The 14,651-nt window shown below is 48.1% G+C and carries 13 protein-coding genes and 1 other annotated feature; all 13 genes read left to right on the top strand.

Annotated elements, in window-relative coordinates:
• Positions 1 to 29: 29 nt before the first annotated feature.
• Positions 30 to 674, top strand: a complete 645-nt coding sequence (locus QOZ98_RS12225; RefSeq protein ID WP_308787712.1) for a uracil-DNA glycosylase — start codon at positions 30 to 32, stop codon at positions 672 to 674.
• A 100-nt stretch (positions 675 to 774) separates the two neighbouring features.
• The gene (gene zupT, locus QOZ98_RS12220) at positions 775 to 1,584 is read left to right on the top strand and encodes a zinc transporter ZupT (protein ID WP_142827325.1); all 810 of its coding nucleotides are present in this window, start codon (positions 775 to 777) and stop codon (positions 1,582 to 1,584) included.
• A gap of 55 nt (positions 1,585 to 1,639) precedes the next feature.
• The gene (locus QOZ98_RS12215) at positions 1,640 to 2,587 is read left to right on the top strand and encodes a DUF4003 family protein (protein ID WP_308787711.1); all 948 of its coding nucleotides are present in this window, start codon (positions 1,640 to 1,642) and stop codon (positions 2,585 to 2,587) included.
• 209 nt (positions 2,588 to 2,796) lie between these two features.
• A complete protein-coding gene (locus tag QOZ98_RS12210) occupies positions 2,797 to 4,014 on the top strand; it encodes an MFS transporter (RefSeq protein ID WP_308787710.1) in 1,218 nt (405 codons plus the stop codon).
• A gap of 142 nt (positions 4,015 to 4,156) precedes the next feature.
• Positions 4,157 to 5,002, top strand: coding sequence for a GNAT family N-acetyltransferase (locus QOZ98_RS12205; protein ID WP_308787709.1), 846 nt, complete (start codon positions 4,157 to 4,159; stop codon positions 5,000 to 5,002).
• Between the two features lie 87 nt (positions 5,003 to 5,089).
• The gene (locus tag QOZ98_RS12200) at positions 5,090 to 6,058 is read left to right on the top strand and encodes an ABC transporter ATP-binding protein (protein WP_308787708.1); all 969 of its coding nucleotides are present in this window, start codon (positions 5,090 to 5,092) and stop codon (positions 6,056 to 6,058) included.
• Positions 6,055 to 6,693, top strand: a complete 639-nt coding sequence (locus QOZ98_RS12195; protein ID WP_308787707.1) for an ABC transporter permease — start codon at positions 6,055 to 6,057, stop codon at positions 6,691 to 6,693. Before QOZ98_RS12200 ends, QOZ98_RS12195 begins: the two co-directional genes overlap by 4 nt.
• 12 nt (positions 6,694 to 6,705) lie before the next feature.
• Positions 6,706 to 7,608 (top strand): glycine betaine ABC transporter substrate-binding protein, encoded by a 903-nt coding sequence (locus QOZ98_RS12190; protein ID WP_308787706.1) that lies wholly within the window; start codon positions 6,706 to 6,708, stop codon positions 7,606 to 7,608.
• A 730-nt stretch (positions 7,609 to 8,338) separates the two neighbouring features.
• Positions 8,339 to 9,487, top strand: a complete 1,149-nt coding sequence (locus QOZ98_RS12185; protein ID WP_308787705.1) for a thiolase family protein — start codon at positions 8,339 to 8,341, stop codon at positions 9,485 to 9,487.
• Positions 9,488 to 9,515: 28 nt separating this feature from the next.
• A complete protein-coding gene (locus tag QOZ98_RS12180) occupies positions 9,516 to 10,286 on the top strand; it encodes a 3-hydroxyacyl-CoA dehydrogenase (RefSeq protein WP_308787704.1) in 771 nt (256 codons plus the stop codon).
• Positions 10,287 to 10,300: 14 nt separating this feature from the next.
• Entirely contained in the window at positions 10,301 to 11,449 is a 1,149-nt protein-coding gene (locus tag QOZ98_RS12175) for an acyl-CoA dehydrogenase family protein (protein ID WP_308787703.1), read from the top strand.
• Positions 11,450 to 12,433, top strand: a complete 984-nt coding sequence (locus QOZ98_RS12170) for a CaiB/BaiF CoA transferase family protein (protein WP_308787702.1) — start codon at positions 11,450 to 11,452, stop codon at positions 12,431 to 12,433.
• On the top strand, positions 12,430 to 14,046 hold the full coding sequence (locus QOZ98_RS12165; protein WP_308787701.1) for a long-chain fatty acid--CoA ligase: 1,617 nt from the start codon (positions 12,430 to 12,432) through the stop codon (positions 14,044 to 14,046). Before QOZ98_RS12170 ends, QOZ98_RS12165 begins: the two co-directional genes overlap by 4 nt.
• 319 nt (positions 14,047 to 14,365) lie before the next feature.
• Positions 14,366 to 14,601 (top strand) — a binding site (T-box leader).
• The last annotated feature ends 50 nt before the right edge of the window (positions 14,602 to 14,651 follow it).

Raw genomic sequence — 14,651 nt, 5'->3', positions numbered from 1 at the left:
ATGAAAATAAATAGTTGAGGTGAAACTGGATGTATAAAATTTCAAAAGAGCTGGCTGAACTAGGAAAAAAAAGAATAGAAGGGCATCCTGTCGAGGGATTTGTCTGGGGAAGCGGACCTGCCAATCCGGCTATTATGCTGGTAGGAGAAGCGCCGGGAGAAAACGAAGTGGAAACTGGCATTCCTTTTACGGGACGGGCTGGAAAAGAGTTGATGGCATCTCTTGAAAGTGTTGGTTTAGCAAGGGAAGATGTCTATATTACAAGTGCGGTGCGAAGCAGGCCTTATAAGTGGGGGACCAAGAAAAAGCGCAATGGAGAGACCGTTGAAAGAAAGTACAACCGGGCACCGACCAAAAAGGAAATTATTGCACATGCACCAATATTGGATACGGAGATTCAGGATGTCTGGCCCCCGCTGATTGTGACTTTAGGCAATGTTGGGCTGCAGCGGTTGATCGGCCCAAAGGCAAAAGTTACTGAACTTCACGGCGTTTTAATGGAGACGCCGATTTTATATTGGAATGAGGAGGAAGGGGTCTTTAAAGAAACTGCTGAAATTTATCATGTTTTTCCTACATTTCATCCGGCCAGTGTGTTTTATAATCCGCCTGTCCGTGCATTGAAAGATGGAGATTGGCAGAAACTGAAAGGCCTTCTTGGTAAGATAAAATAAATGAATAGTAGAAAATCTTTCCATGTTAAAAAAAGTTGCGCAAAGGAAACTTTTGGCGTACAATAACCATATTCACTAGAATTGGAAGGAAGGCATGTCTATGGACAGTACAGTCTTATTTGCGCTTGGATTAACTCTTTTTGCCGGGCTGGCCACTGGGATTGGCAGTTTGATCGCATTTTTTGCATCCCGTACCAACACAAAATTCCTATCGATTTCATTGGGTTTTTCAGCCGGAGTGATGATTTACGTTTCCATGATTGAAATTTTTGTTAAAGCAAAAGACTCCTTGACCGGTGCCCATGGCGAAAGCATGGGCTACTGGCTGACCTTGGCTGGATTTTTCGGCGGCATGATTTTCATGGCGGTATTGGATCGGATTTTGCCCCAATTAGGCAATCCGCATGAAGTCAAAACGGTTGAGGACATGGATGATGGTCCGACAAATGATGAATATGCACGGCTGCGGAAGATGGGTATTTTCACGGCACTGGCAATCGCCATTCACAATTTTCCGGAAGGGATCGCGACATTTATGTCAGCGATGCAGGACCCTACCCTTGGTATCGCCATCGCTATTGCGGTAGCAATTCACAACATTCCGGAAGGGATCGCTGTTTCGGTTCCGATTTATTATGCAACCGGGAGCCGGAAAAAGGCTTTTCAATACAGTTTTCTTTCAGGGATTTCAGAACCGATCGGAGCGATTGCGGCGTGGCTGTTCCTGATGCCATTTCTCAGCGACACCCTGTTTGGAATTATATTCGCTGGAGTAGCTGGCATTATGGTCTTTATCTCACTGGATGAACTATTGCCTGCTGCGAAACGCTACGACGAAGCCCACTTGTCCATCTACGGACTGGTGGCGGGTATGGCGGTAATGGCTGTCAGCTTGGTATTAATCGTCTAATCTTGGAACTTTTAGCCTCCTTTTCTCGTAATAGAGAGAAAAGGAGGCTTTTTCTATGGATATTAAACAGATCGAACAAACTTTCTCGGAAGTGTCAAAAGTAACGGGATGGGCCGTAGACAAACGAATTGCATTGGCTGTTGCGAATATATATTTATCGCGTAACCAGACATTCGATGCGAAAGCGCATGAAGCAGCAGTTGAGGTCATTAAAAAGACCGAGGGGTGGACTTCACCTCTGCGCTCCCACTTGCTCCATATAGCAGCAGCTTTTATGGTGATGAAAGAGGAAGATGCGGAAAGTTCATTGAAGCTGGTCAATCAAAATCAGAAAGAGTTGAATAACGCGGGATTTTGGAAAACTTCCTATACGTACTTGGCAGCTCTGCTGATGCAGAAACCGGAAGAAGCCGAACGGACAAAGGGATTGTACGAAGAGATGAAAAAGCACCACAAGTTCCTGACGTCAAACGAAGACATCCCATACGCAGCGTTGCTAGGCAGCAGAGAAGGTCTGCTTGAAGAGCGGGCAGCGACCATGAATATGTATTACCGCGATCTTCGCGAGCAAGGCTTTACCATGGGCAATGACCTGCAATGGCTGTCGCAAATTATGACTTTTGATTCTCCTGCGTATGATCCCAAAATGGTGGGGCGGGTACTGGCGATCCACCAATTTTTTAAAGATGAAAAAATAAAAATCCGTCTGGCACAATATCCTGTTCTTGGTTTTTTAGCGGTGACACAAGTGGATGGCGTGGCACTGAGGGAGATTGCAGAAAACACCCGTGAACTGGAAAAAACCAAGATTTTCCGTTGGTACAAGGACATGGCTTTTTCGACCGCTGTTCAGCAGGCGATGGTGGATAATTTAGAAGTTCAGGATATCTCTGCCATGACGTTCTCTACCTCGCTGGAAACCTTGATGCAAGCACAGCAAGCAGCGATGATGGTCAGCATCAATGCAGCGATTATTTCCACCACAAATAATTCTTCCGGTTAATCTTCATAGATGGATAAAAGTTGATTTCTTTGGAACTGCCTATAGATATAAGCTGAATTGATCATCTTTGATCGCTGCTATTTCACCATCGTCAATTACAATTTATTAGAAAAAACAGACTTTTCCTACGGGGCTTGTCACTAATTCGCCATAAGCGTATAGTGGTGTAAAGACAGTACTATACATGTGTAAAGACAAGGAGAATGACAATGTCGACCGTAGTTGAGAAAAGTCCAAGTACTATTTCAAGAAATAAGTTATTGTGGGTCGCGGGGCTGGGTTGGCTCTTCGATGCCATGGATGTCGGAATTTTAGCTTTTGTTATTGCAGCCTTGCATGAAGATTGGGGTTTAACTTCCAGTGAAATGGGCTGGATTGGCAGTGTCAACTCGATCGGGATGGCGGTCGGTGCATTTGTCTTCGGCATTTATGCAGACCGTGTGGGCCGGAAGAAAATCTTCATCATCACTTTGCTGCTGTTTTCAATTGCCAGCGGAATCTCTGCCTTCACAACGACGCTTGCTGCGTTTTTGGTCCTGCGTTTTTTCGTAGGAATGGGATTGGGCGGTGAGCTGCCGGTAGCATCCACCTTAGTTTCAGAAAGTGTGCCGGCAAAAGAACGGGGCCGTGTCGTCGTCCTCTTGGAAAGTTTTTGGGCAGCTGGGTGGCTGGTTGCTGCAGTTATTTCGTATTTCATCATTCCGTCCTATGGCTGGCGCGTCGCTTTGCTGTTAACGGCTTTACCGGCATTTTATGCATTGTACCTACGCATCAACTTGCCTGATTCGCCGCAGTTTTCTGCGAAAAAGAATGTGCTAAGATCAGTTTCCACCAATATCAAAGAAGTTTGGTCAAAAAAATACAGACGTCCTACTTTGATGCTATGGATCGTATGGTTTACAGTCGTCTTTTCGTATTATGGGATGTTCCTATGGCTGCCAAGTGTCATGGTGCTTAAAGGATTTACTTTGATCCAGAGTTTCCAATACGTACTGATCATGACTTTGGCCCAATTGCCGGGTTATTTTTCGGCAGCCTGGCTAATCGAGCGCGCCGGCCGGAAATTCGTTTTGGTCACGTATTTGATCGGAACGGCAGCCAGCGCTCTGGCGTTCGGCAATGCGGAAACCATCACTTTACTGATAGTTGCAGGCGCTTTCCTGTCGTTCTTCAACTTGGGCGCGTGGGGAGCTTTATATGCATACTCACCAGAGCAGTATCCGACAGTCATTCGTGGAACTGGCACAGGCATGGCTGCATCTTTTGGACGAATTGGCGGAGTTCTCGGACCGCTTTTAGTCGGTTCGATGCTCACGGCCAACATCGGCATCAATGTGATTTTTGGGATTTTCTGTGTTTCTATCCTTATTGGAGCAATGGCAGTGGCATTTTTAGGAACTGAAACAAAGCAAATGGAATTGGAATAATTCGATTGAAAAACAACGTGTCCGATTTAACTTCGGAGAACGTTGTTTTTTTATTAAAGGAAATATCGATATGGGCAGGAGATTTTCCATAATATAGCTAATACTTATGAAGAGGAATTACGACAGAAATGGACGTGAAAAAATGGAATTGCTTATCTACTCGGATTCAGCAGCGTTTACGGAAAGAGTTGCACCTTTGCTTTATAAGAATGAAGACATATACAGCTTGTTCCTGGGGGTTCTTGGCCAAATTCAAGCCAACCGGTATGAGGAGTATTTTTTAGCTATTGCCGAAGTCGAAGGTGAAATTGTCGGCGCTTGTCTGATGACGCCGCCGCATGCTTTGCAACTGGTGATTTTCCGGCGCATACCCAGAATCGAAAAAGAAATCGCTGAACATTTACAGAATCTTGGATTAGAGATTAGTGGAGTGGTCGGGGAACAGCAAACAAGCCGGATGTTCGCGGAAGCTTGGACTAAGCAGACAGAAGAACAGGTAACAGTATTGATGGACCAGGGTCTATACCGTATTGATGCAGTCAATAAAGGATTGCGCAAAAGCGATGGAACTTGGCGAATTGCCAGTAAAAAAGATTCGGAACTTCTTGAGGAATGGTATAGGCTCTTTGAAGTGGACACGGGAATTAAACGCTCTACTCAGGCCCAAGCAAAACACCGGATTGCCGAATTTCTGGAAAGAAAGGAAGTCTACGTGTGGGAAGTGGATGGAGTGGTCGTTTCCTGTATGAAAAAAGCGCGCCCTTCCAAACATGGCATCACAGTTTCCTTCGTATTCACACCCCAAGAATGCCGTGGCAAGGGATATGCACGGACCTTGGTCGCGGAAGTCACGGACGAACTGCTGCTGGAGTTTGATTTTGTCATGCTCTACACCGATCTGAGCAATGCCACAGCCAATAAAATATACAGGGAAATTGGCTTCGTGCAGATTGCCAACCCGGTTCATCTGGTTTTTGAAGAGCAGTAATTATTCCGTGAAAACTTTAAGGAGTAAAGAAGTCGGCCAGAGGGTATAAAAAAGCTAGGCTGAAAGAATCAGAAAGGAGTGGATGCTATGATTCGATTTGAAAATGTCACGAAGCGCTTTCCTGATGGAACAGAAGCGCTAAAAGACATCTCACTCGTTCTGCCGACTCATGAATTGACTGCCATCATCGGTCCTAGCGGATGCGGCAAAACCACTTTAATGAAAATGATCAATAAGTTAGAAAAACCGACTGCCGGAAGCATCTATATTGATGAAAAGCCGATTAACGGAATGGATGAAGTTCAATTGCGGCGATCCATCGGTTATGTTATTCAGCGTATTGGGCTGTTTCCGCATATGACGATTTCGGACAATGTGGCGCTGGTACCCAAGTTGCTGGAGTGGCCAAAAACCAAAAAAGAAGAACGTGTACGTGAACTGCTTGAATTAGTCGGTCTGGATCCAGCCATTTACATGGATCGCTATCCGCTTGAATTAAGCGGCGGACAACAGCAGCGTGTAGGCGTAGTTCGCGCACTTGCTGGAGACCCGAACATTGTACTGATGGATGAACCTTTTTCTGCACTTGACCCGATCAGCCGGGAACAACTACAGGACGAACTCCGGAATCTCCAGCAAACCATCAAGAAAACCATCGTTTTTGTGACACACGATATGGATGAGGCGTTGAAAATTGCAGATTCCATTATCGTAATGCGAGGCGGGCAAGTTGAGCAGACAGGAACACCGCAGGAACTGGTTGACAACCCCGTAAACGAATTTGTCCGAAACTTTATCGGTGTAGAGCGCATCAATCAAAAACGTACATTCGGCGAAAGGAAATTGCTGGAGTTTTTAGGCTTGTTCTCTACTGGATGGACAGGAGACGCTGAGAAGATTTCAGCTGACTCCACTATTGAAGAAGCTTTTTTTCAGCTGGATGGAAGCAGCCAAGATCACTTGGCCATCATTCAGGATGGCCGAATTGTAGCGTATGCCAATGACCGTGATTTGTTGAAAGCAGCTCTCGCTAAGGAAACGGGGGTACTCGCATGAGTAATTTTTTGGATACCCTTGTCAGCCGGCAAGATATGATTATCAGTGCATTATTGGAACATATCTACCTGTCATTTGTGGCGGTGGCAATCGGCATTGCCATTGCATTGCCTTTGGGAATTATTATTACGCGCTACCGCCGTTACGCTGAACCGATTATTGGGGTAACGGCAGTTTTCCAGACGATACCAAGCCTTGCATTGTTCGGCTTTTTGGTACCGATTTTGGGAATCGGCTCTCCAACTGCGTTAATCGCACTCATTATCTATGCGCTGCTGCCGATTCTGCGGAACACTTATGCTGGAATCGTCGGTGTCGATGGTTCGACCATCGAAGCCGGCCGGGGAATGGGTATGACCCGGATGCAAATTTTGCGCCAAATTGAGTTGCCCTTAGCATTGCCTTTTATCATGGCAGGGGTTCGGACAGCGACGGTATTGACGGTCGGAATCGCGACACTTGCCACATTTGTTGGGGCAGGCGGCTTGGGTGACATCATTTACCGTGGCTTGCAATCGTATAATAACTCGTTAGTACTGGCAGGTGCGCTTCCTGTTGCTTTACTGGCAATTGGATTTGATCAAATCTTGAAGTGGATTGAAAAAAGAGCGACACCAAAAGGCTTAAAAACATAGGGGGAAATTAGAATGAAGAAAGCGGCATTAGGTATTTTAATGGCGGGAACAGCGGTCATTGCAGGATGCGGATCAGGTGGAGGTGAATCGGAACCGCTGGTAATCGGCGGCAAGCCATGGACAGAGCAGTATATTTTGCCTCATATTCTCGGGCAATATATTGAAGCGAATTCCGAATACACGGTGGAGTACGAAGATGGCCTGGGAGAAGTGGCGATTTTAACTCCTGCTTTGGAGGATGGCGACATCGATATGTACGTGGAATATACGGGGACAGGACTTAAAGATGTCTTGAAGGAAGAATCAGTGCCTGGACAGACCTCGGAAGAAGTGCTGGAGATTGTCAGAGCAGGCTATGAAGATACTTTAGGGGCTACTTGGCTGGAGCCGCTTGGTTTTGAAAATGGCTATACTTTGGCGTTTTCAAAAGACAGCGGTTATAATGCAGAAACGTATTCGGATTTAGCGGAACTCTCGAAATCAGAAACTATGCGTTTCGGTGCACCGCATCCTTTCTATGAACGTCAAGGTGATGGTTTTGATGACCTCGTCGCCACGTATCCATTTGAGTTTTCAGCTACGGAAAGTTTTGATCCGGCCATCATGTATGAAGCTGTCCAAAGTGGAGAAGTCGATGTCATTCCGGCTTTCACAACAGACAGCCGCATTGAATTATTTGATCTTGCCACTACAGAAGACGATCTTTCGTTCTTCCCGAAATACGACGCGGTGCCTGTCGTGCGAATGGAAACACTTGAAGAATACCCGGAGCTTGAGGAAGTATTGAGCGGATTGGCAGGGCAAATCAGTGAAGAAGAAATGCTGGCCATGAACTCGCGGATTGATGTAGACCAAGAAGTAGCGAGCGATGTTGCTCGTGAGTTCCTGATTGAAAAAGGGCTAATTGAAGAGTAAGAAACGATTCCGCGGCTAAAGCTGCGGAATTTTTTTGTTCAAGAATACTGAAGCGTGGTACAGACCAGTGCGTTGCTGGTTCGTCTTATGCCCGTCGGAGCTACATGGGCGCTTCCGCTTTTCTGATTGTCCAGACTCCGGCAAGCCAGCCCCTCGAGTCGCTTCAGCCTTACCGGCAACGGCTAAAGACCGCCATTACCGGTAAGGCCTCCAGCGCTTGTCGGAGCTTAACGGCTGCCTGCGCTTTTCTGATTGTCCAGACTCTGGCAAGCCAGCCCCTCGAGTCGCTTCAGCCTTACCGGCAACGGCTAAAGACCGCCATTACCGGTAAGGCCTCCAGCGCTTGTCGGAGCTTAACGGCTGCCTGCGCTTTTCTGATTGTCCAGACTCCGGCGCCTAGGTCCTAGGGTCATAAGCCACTCCAGCTGTGTGGCAAAGTGCGCCACTTCGCTGGTTCGTCTTATGCCCATCAGAGCTACATGGGTGCTTCCGCTTTTCTAATTGTCCAGACTCCGGCAAGCCAGCCCCTCGAGTCGCTTCAGCCTTACCGGCAACGGCTAAGACCGCCATTACCGGTAAGGCCTCCAGCGCTTGTCGGAGCTTAACGGCTGCCTGCGCTTTTCTTGTAGCATTTGCCATAGGGTTCTTGTACAATAATCTTAATGAGTGAATAGTCATTCAATTCAGCTAAATGAAAGTGGATTCAAAAATAAGTGGTGAGGTGAAGAGTATGAGAGAAGTGGTAATTATAGAAGGAGTTCGTTCACCTGTTGGAAGGAGAAAAGGTTTCTTTGCCTCAACGCGTCCAGATGAGCTGGCGGCTTTGGTGCTGGAAGAACTGGTAAAGCGTGCCGGCTTGGATAAAGGTGATGTAGAAGATATTATTTTGGGCTGTGTTTCGCAGGCGGGTGAGCAAGGGGGCAATATTGCGCGCACCGCGGCATTGATTGCCGGCTTTCCGGATCATGTGCCGGGCGTTACCATTGATCGTCAATGCGGATCGAGCCAGCAAGCTGTACATTTCGGGGCGCAGGCAATTTTGTCGGGAGACATGGACATTGTCATCGCGGGCGGTGTCGAAAGCATGACACGCGTGCCGATGTTTTCCAATATGCAAGGGGCAACGCCGAGCGAGAAGCTGACAGATCAATACGAAATTATCAACCAGGGATTGTCCGCAGAACGCATCGCTGAAAAATGGGGATTCAACCGGGAACAGCTTGATGCTTATGCGGTGCAAAGCCATCAGCGAGCCCAAAATGCTATTCAGGCGGGACGGTACGAGCGGGAAATTGTGCCGATTGAAATTCAAGGAGAAAATGGTGAAACACAAATTGCTGCTGTTGATGAAGGTCCGCGTCCTGGAACGACGATGGAAGTTCTGGGTGGCCTGAAAACTGTCTTTGATGAGAATGGTGTGATTACCGCAGGCAATGCCAGCCAAATGAGTGATGGTGCTTCTGCCGTCCTTTTAATGTCGGCTGAGAAAGCACGGGAACTGGGGTTAAAGCCGAAAGCGCGGATACTGGCTCGCACGGTGGTCGGGTCTGATCCAACCTTAATGCTGACAGGTCCGATAGCGGCTACGAAAAAAGTACTGGAAAAAGCAGGTCTCACAATCGGCGACATAGACCGCTATGAAGTCAATGAAGCATTTGCGCCGGTCCCGCTTGCATGGCTGCATGATATTGAGGGAGATCCCGACAAGCTGAATGTCAACGGAGGCGCCATTGCGCTTGGCCATCCGCTTGGTGCGACAGGAACCAAATTACTGGTGTCCTTGCTGCACGAACTGGAACGCTCCAACAGCCGCTATGGTCTGCTGGCAATCTGTGAAGGCATGGGAATGGCAAACGCCACTATTATTGAAAGACTTTAAAATGGTTGGAGACTTAAGGGGGATGACGATGAAATTTTCACAGGTTAAAGCAGTGGTTACGGGCGGAGCATCAGGGCTTGGAGAAGCAACGGTGCGGCGTATAGCAGGAAGCGGGGGTAAAGCGGCTATTTTTGATTTGAATGCGGAGCGGGCAAGGGTGCTAATTCAAGAATTGGGCGAAGAGTCGGTTATCTATAAAGAAACCGATGTGACGGATGCGAAACAGGTCGAACAGAATATCAGCGAAACGCTCGAACAATTCGGCGGCATCGACTTAGTGGTCAATTGTGCGGGCATCGGCACTCCCGGAAAAGTGCTATCCAAAGGTACGCCGATGGCATTAGAGCAGTTTGAAAAAGTTGTCAAAGTAAACTTGATTGGCAGTTTTAATGTTATCCGCATTGCGGCAGCTGCTATGCAGAAAAACGAACCAAACCAAGAAGGTGAACGGGGAGTCATCATTTCGACGGCATCTGTTGCAGCTTTCGAAGGGCAAATTGGACAGGCGGCCTACAGTGCATCAAAAGGCGGTGTGGTGTCCATGACCCTGCCGATTGCCCGGGAACTTGCCAGAGACGGGATTCGAGTCATGGCGATTGCACCCGGTTTGATGGAGACGCCGATGGTGGAAGGGCTGCCAGATGCGGCAATCGTTTCATTGTCTGCAGCAGTGCCGTTTCCGGCGCGCCTCGGAAAACCTGCCGAATATGCACTATTGGTGGAAAGCATTACGGAAAACCCGATGCTGAATGGCGAAACAATCCGACTCGACGGAGCAATCCGGATGCAGCCGAAATAAGGGGGATGAACAGGATGGCGAAATACCGTTTTGAAGAAGAAGAGCATGTAATGTTTCGAAAATCCTTGCGTAAATTTCTAGAAAAAGAAGCGGTCCCGTACTATGACCAGTGGGAAAGGGATCGTCTAATCCCCAAGTCGTTCTGGAAAAAGCTTGGCGATATGGGTTTCTTGAGTCCGCAGGTAGAAGAGCGATATGGCGGCCTTGGCCTTGATTTCCGTTACGCAGTTGTCATCGGAGAAGAAATGGAACGAGTAGGTGCCAGTCTGACCGGGGTCGGACTGCACAATGATATTACCGTCCCTTATATTGAAGCGTATGGAAATGAGGAACAAAAACAGCGCTGGCTGCCGGGCTGCATTTCTGGCGACCACATCACAGCCATCGCCATGACAGAACCGGGAGCCGGATCTGATCTCGCGAATATATCGGCTACGGCTGTGCGGGAGGGTGACGACTATATTGTCAATGGCCAGAAGACCTTCATCACCAATGGCATCAATTCGACGTTGGTGCTGGTGGTCGTAAAAACCGATCCAAAGGCAGAGCCGAAGCACCGTGGAATTTCTCTTTTGATGGTAGAAGAAGGGACGCCTGGCTTTACGAAAGGGCGCAAGCTCGATAAGGTAGGCCTTCATGCACAGGATACGTCCGAACTGTATTTTGAGGATTGCGTCGTCCCTGCTTCGAATTTAATCGGCGAAGAAAATAAAGGCTTTACCTATTTGATGGAAAAACTGCAGCAGGAGCGTCTGGTAGTCGCATTAGCGGCACAGGTGGCTTCTGAGGATATGCTTGAAATGACGTTGGAATATGTAAAGTCAAGAAAAGCATTCGGCAAGCCGATTGGCTCGTTTCAGAATTCGCAGTTCAAACTGGTGGAAATGGCGACGGAAATCGAACTGGGCCACTCATTCTTGGAATCATTGATTGAAGACCATATGGCTGGAAAAGATATTGTTTCCAAGGTATCGATGGCAAAATACTGGCTGACTGACACAGCCAAAAAGATTTCTGGAGAATGCATGCAATTGCACGGTGGATATGGATATATGGAAGAATATAAAATTGCGCGCCGGTACCGGGATATTCCGGTAGCTGCAATCTATGCCGGTTCCAATGAAATCATGAAAACCATTATTGCCAAGCGGATGGGGCTGTAAATGAAAGATGCACTAAAAGGTGTACGGATCCTGGATGTCACTTATTATGTTCCCGGGCCTTATGCGGGAATGCGGCTTGCTGAACTGGGTGCAGAAGTCATTAAAATAGAGCCGCCAGACGGCGACCCTGCCCGCTATATGAGTGGAGGGCACGTCCATGCGGCGAACAATCGTGGCAAAACGATTGTTCATATCGACTTGAAATCTCCGGAAGGCCGTCTGGAAATGATGGATTTGGTCAAAGGTGCAGATGCGTTGATTGAGACGTTCCGGCCGGGTGTCATGAAGAAGCTGGGTCTGGATTATGACAGCCTAAAAACGGTTAAGCCGGATTTGGTTTATTGCTCGCTATCAGGTTATGGCCAAACAGGTGAAATGGCGGAATTGGGAAGCCATGACTTGAACTATATGGCTTTGTCAGGTGCCTTGGAGCAATTAAGCGATGATTCTGGCAGGCCCATTCATCCAACGAATACCTTCGCTGATTTTACTGGAGGTTTGATCGCTTCAGAACAGCTGCTTGCTGCGCTATTGAAAAAGTTCCGCACTGGAAAGGGGCAATACTTGGATATTGCTTTGGCTGAAGTCATGGCGGAATTTCTCGGCAATCATGACATCTACCACGAAGCCGGTGTTTCAGATAGCGGCATCCCGGAAATCGGCGGCGCCCGGATCAGCTACGCCATTTACGAAACAAAAGACGGGCGCTACATAACTTTAGGGGCATTAGAAGACAAGTTTTGGCAGGTTTTTTGCCACTTTGCCCACCGGCCGGATTGGGTAAAGTGGGGAGAAAAGCCATTGGGAAGTCCAGAACACCAGGAAGTCGCAGCATTTTTCAAATCAAAAGACTGGCAGGAATGGTACGGGGCTTCGCTCCAAGTGGATGCCTGCCTCGCGCCTGTATTAAAGGCTCATGAGCGGCACAAGCACCCGTTTTTCATTGAGCGAAATAAAACGAAAAAGGAGTCAGATGTGACATGATGGATTCGCCGTTATTATTATCATCTTTCGTAAAAAGAGCAGAGCGCTACTTTCCGGAAAAATTGATTGTTTCACGAACCGGAGAAAATATGATTCACCGTATTTCCTATAAAGAGTTTGCGGTACGCACACGCAAATTGGCTGCTGCTTTAAGCAAAATCGGTATGAAGCACGGTACGAAAGTCGGAAGTTTTGCCTGGAATCATCACCGCCACCTGGAACTGTATTTTGGGGTGCCGGGAGCGGGTGCCATTCTTCATATGATTAATATCCGCCTGTCACCAGAGCATATTGCCTACGTCATCAACCATGCCGAAGATGAAATCTTGTTGGTCGACCACGACTTGTTCCCGTTGATTGAAAAACTGGCGCCGATGCTGAAATCGGTCAAGCATTTTGTTGTCATGAAAGACGGGATGGATTTGCCGGACACGTCGCTTGAAAATGTTTACTCGTATGAAGAATTGCTGGCGGCAGAGGATGGCAGTTTTGAATTCCCGGAAGATCTGGACGAAAATACGCCGGCTGGCATGTGCTACACATCGGCGACGACCGGCAATCCGAAAGGCGTCGTCTACACACACCGGGGATTGGTGCTGCACAGTTATGCACTCGGCATGTCCGATGCAATGGGCTTGTCTGAACGCGATATTGCATTATCCATCGTCCCGATGTTCCATGCCAATGCATGGGGGCTGCCGTTTGCAAGTGTCCTGTTCGGCACTACGCAAGTATTGCCGGGACCAGGGTTTGCTCCTGGCATGCTGCTGGATTTGATCGAATCGGAAAAAGTTACGTTGACTGCCGGTGTCCCGACTATCTGGCTGGGCGTTCTCAAAGAGCTGGAAGCCAACCCGCGCAACATTGAAACGCTGCGGATGATCATCTGCGGCGGATCAGCTTCGCCGAAAGGGTTGATCCGGGCATTTGAAGAAAAATACGCTGTGCCGTTTGTGACCGGATATGGCATGACGGAAACTTCACCGCTTGTCAGTTTGGCTATTACAACGTCTGCAATGGCCGATATGACGATGGATGAGCGCATCGAACGCCGGTCAATGGCAGGATTGCCGATGCCGGGGCTGGAAGTGCGAATCGTCAACGAAAACGGTGAGGCTCCTTGGGACGGCGAAACGATGGGCGAACTGAATGTCAAAGGTGCATGGATCGCCAATGAATATTATAAGGACGAACGGACCGAAGACGCTTTTAAAGACGGCTGGCTTTATACGGGTGACATTGCCGTCATTGAGCCGGACGGCTATATCAAGTTGACGGACCGAACAAAAGACTTGATCAAGAGCGGCGGCGAATGGATTTCCTCGGTTGATCTGGAAAATGCGCTGATGACCCATGGCGCCGTTTTCGAAGCAGCAGTTGTCGCAATCCCTCATGAAAAGTGGCTTGAACGGCCCCTTGCCTGTGTCGTCCTAAAAGAAGGGCATGCTGAAGATGAGGCGATGAAAGCGGAATTGCTGACCTATCTGGAGAGCCAATTCGCCAAATGGTGGGTTCCGGACGATGTGGTCTTTTTGAAAGAAGTGCCGAAAACTTCCGTCGGGAAATTCCTCAAAGCAGCTTTGCGAAAAGAACTGGATGGCTATTATCAGTGATTAATATTTGTTCAAACGCAGGTGCCAGAGGGAAATGGGTGCTTGCGTTTTTCTTTGTCGGGCTACACGACTTCCTCCGCATTTCTTCATTGTCCAGACTCCAGCGCCCAGGTCCTAGGGTCATAAGTCACTCCAGCTGTACGGCTGAAGAAACACCGTTTCGCCGGAGCGTCTTATGCCCGTCGGACCTCCACGGGCGCCTCCGCTTTTCTTTTACTTGACAGAATAAACAAAACCTTTTAAGATAAGGGTCAACTTGTTGTACGAGAAGCAAGTCCTTTTGAGAGAAGAGCCTAGAGAAGACTAGAATAGAAGAGTGTATAAATCGAGGATTGAGACGAGTAGGCAGGGAGATCCATTTAGAGAGTCAGCGGCTGGTGGAAGCTGATTGGGTGAACTGCGCGAATGGACTTAGGAGAGCTGTCCTGAAAGCGGAAGCGAGTAAGGGAGACGTAAGCCCTGCGTTAAAGGGAAAGGCGAAGAGCCTGTTTAAGTGAGTGCAGAAATTTATTGCATTAATGCGTGGTGGTACCGCGGTTTTAACCCGTCCCCGCAATCAGATTAATTATCTGGTTGCGGGGATTTTTGCATTCAAAATCATGATG

The organism is Planomicrobium stackebrandtii (assembly GCF_030814955.1).
Classification (GTDB): Bacteria; Bacillota; Bacilli; order Bacillales_A; family Planococcaceae; genus Planococcus; species Planococcus stackebrandtii.
Note: the sequence above shows the minus strand (reverse complement) of the source record. Positions and strands in the feature narration are given on the sequence as shown.

What these genes read in the sequence shown, in the direction of transcription:
- QOZ98_RS12225 (WP_308787712.1), top strand. Translation starts at nt 30, where the DNA reads ATGTATAAAATTTCAAAAGAGCTGGCTGAACTAGGAAAAAAAAGAATA.
- zupT (WP_142827325.1), top strand. Translation starts at nt 775, where the DNA reads ATGGACAGTACAGTCTTATTTGCGCTTGGATTAACTCTTTTTGCCGGG.
- QOZ98_RS12215 (WP_308787711.1), top strand. Translation starts at nt 1,640, where the DNA reads ATGGATATTAAACAGATCGAACAAACTTTCTCGGAAGTGTCAAAAGTA.
- QOZ98_RS12210 (WP_308787710.1), top strand. Translation starts at nt 2,797, where the DNA reads ATGTCGACCGTAGTTGAGAAAAGTCCAAGTACTATTTCAAGAAATAAG.
- QOZ98_RS12205 (WP_308787709.1), top strand. Translation starts at nt 4,157, where the DNA reads ATGGAATTGCTTATCTACTCGGATTCAGCAGCGTTTACGGAAAGAGTT.
- QOZ98_RS12200 (WP_308787708.1), top strand. Translation starts at nt 5,090, where the DNA reads ATGATTCGATTTGAAAATGTCACGAAGCGCTTTCCTGATGGAACAGAA.
- QOZ98_RS12195 (WP_308787707.1), top strand. Translation starts at nt 6,055, where the DNA reads ATGAGTAATTTTTTGGATACCCTTGTCAGCCGGCAAGATATGATTATC.
- QOZ98_RS12190 (WP_308787706.1), top strand. Translation starts at nt 6,706, where the DNA reads ATGAAGAAAGCGGCATTAGGTATTTTAATGGCGGGAACAGCGGTCATT.
- QOZ98_RS12185 (WP_308787705.1), top strand. Translation starts at nt 8,339, where the DNA reads ATGAGAGAAGTGGTAATTATAGAAGGAGTTCGTTCACCTGTTGGAAGG.
- QOZ98_RS12180 (WP_308787704.1), top strand. Translation starts at nt 9,516, where the DNA reads ATGAAATTTTCACAGGTTAAAGCAGTGGTTACGGGCGGAGCATCAGGG.
- QOZ98_RS12175 (WP_308787703.1), top strand. Translation starts at nt 10,301, where the DNA reads ATGGCGAAATACCGTTTTGAAGAAGAAGAGCATGTAATGTTTCGAAAA.
- QOZ98_RS12170 (WP_308787702.1), top strand. Translation starts at nt 11,450, where the DNA reads ATGAAAGATGCACTAAAAGGTGTACGGATCCTGGATGTCACTTATTAT.
- QOZ98_RS12165 (WP_308787701.1), top strand. Translation starts at nt 12,430, where the DNA reads ATGATGGATTCGCCGTTATTATTATCATCTTTCGTAAAAAGAGCAGAG.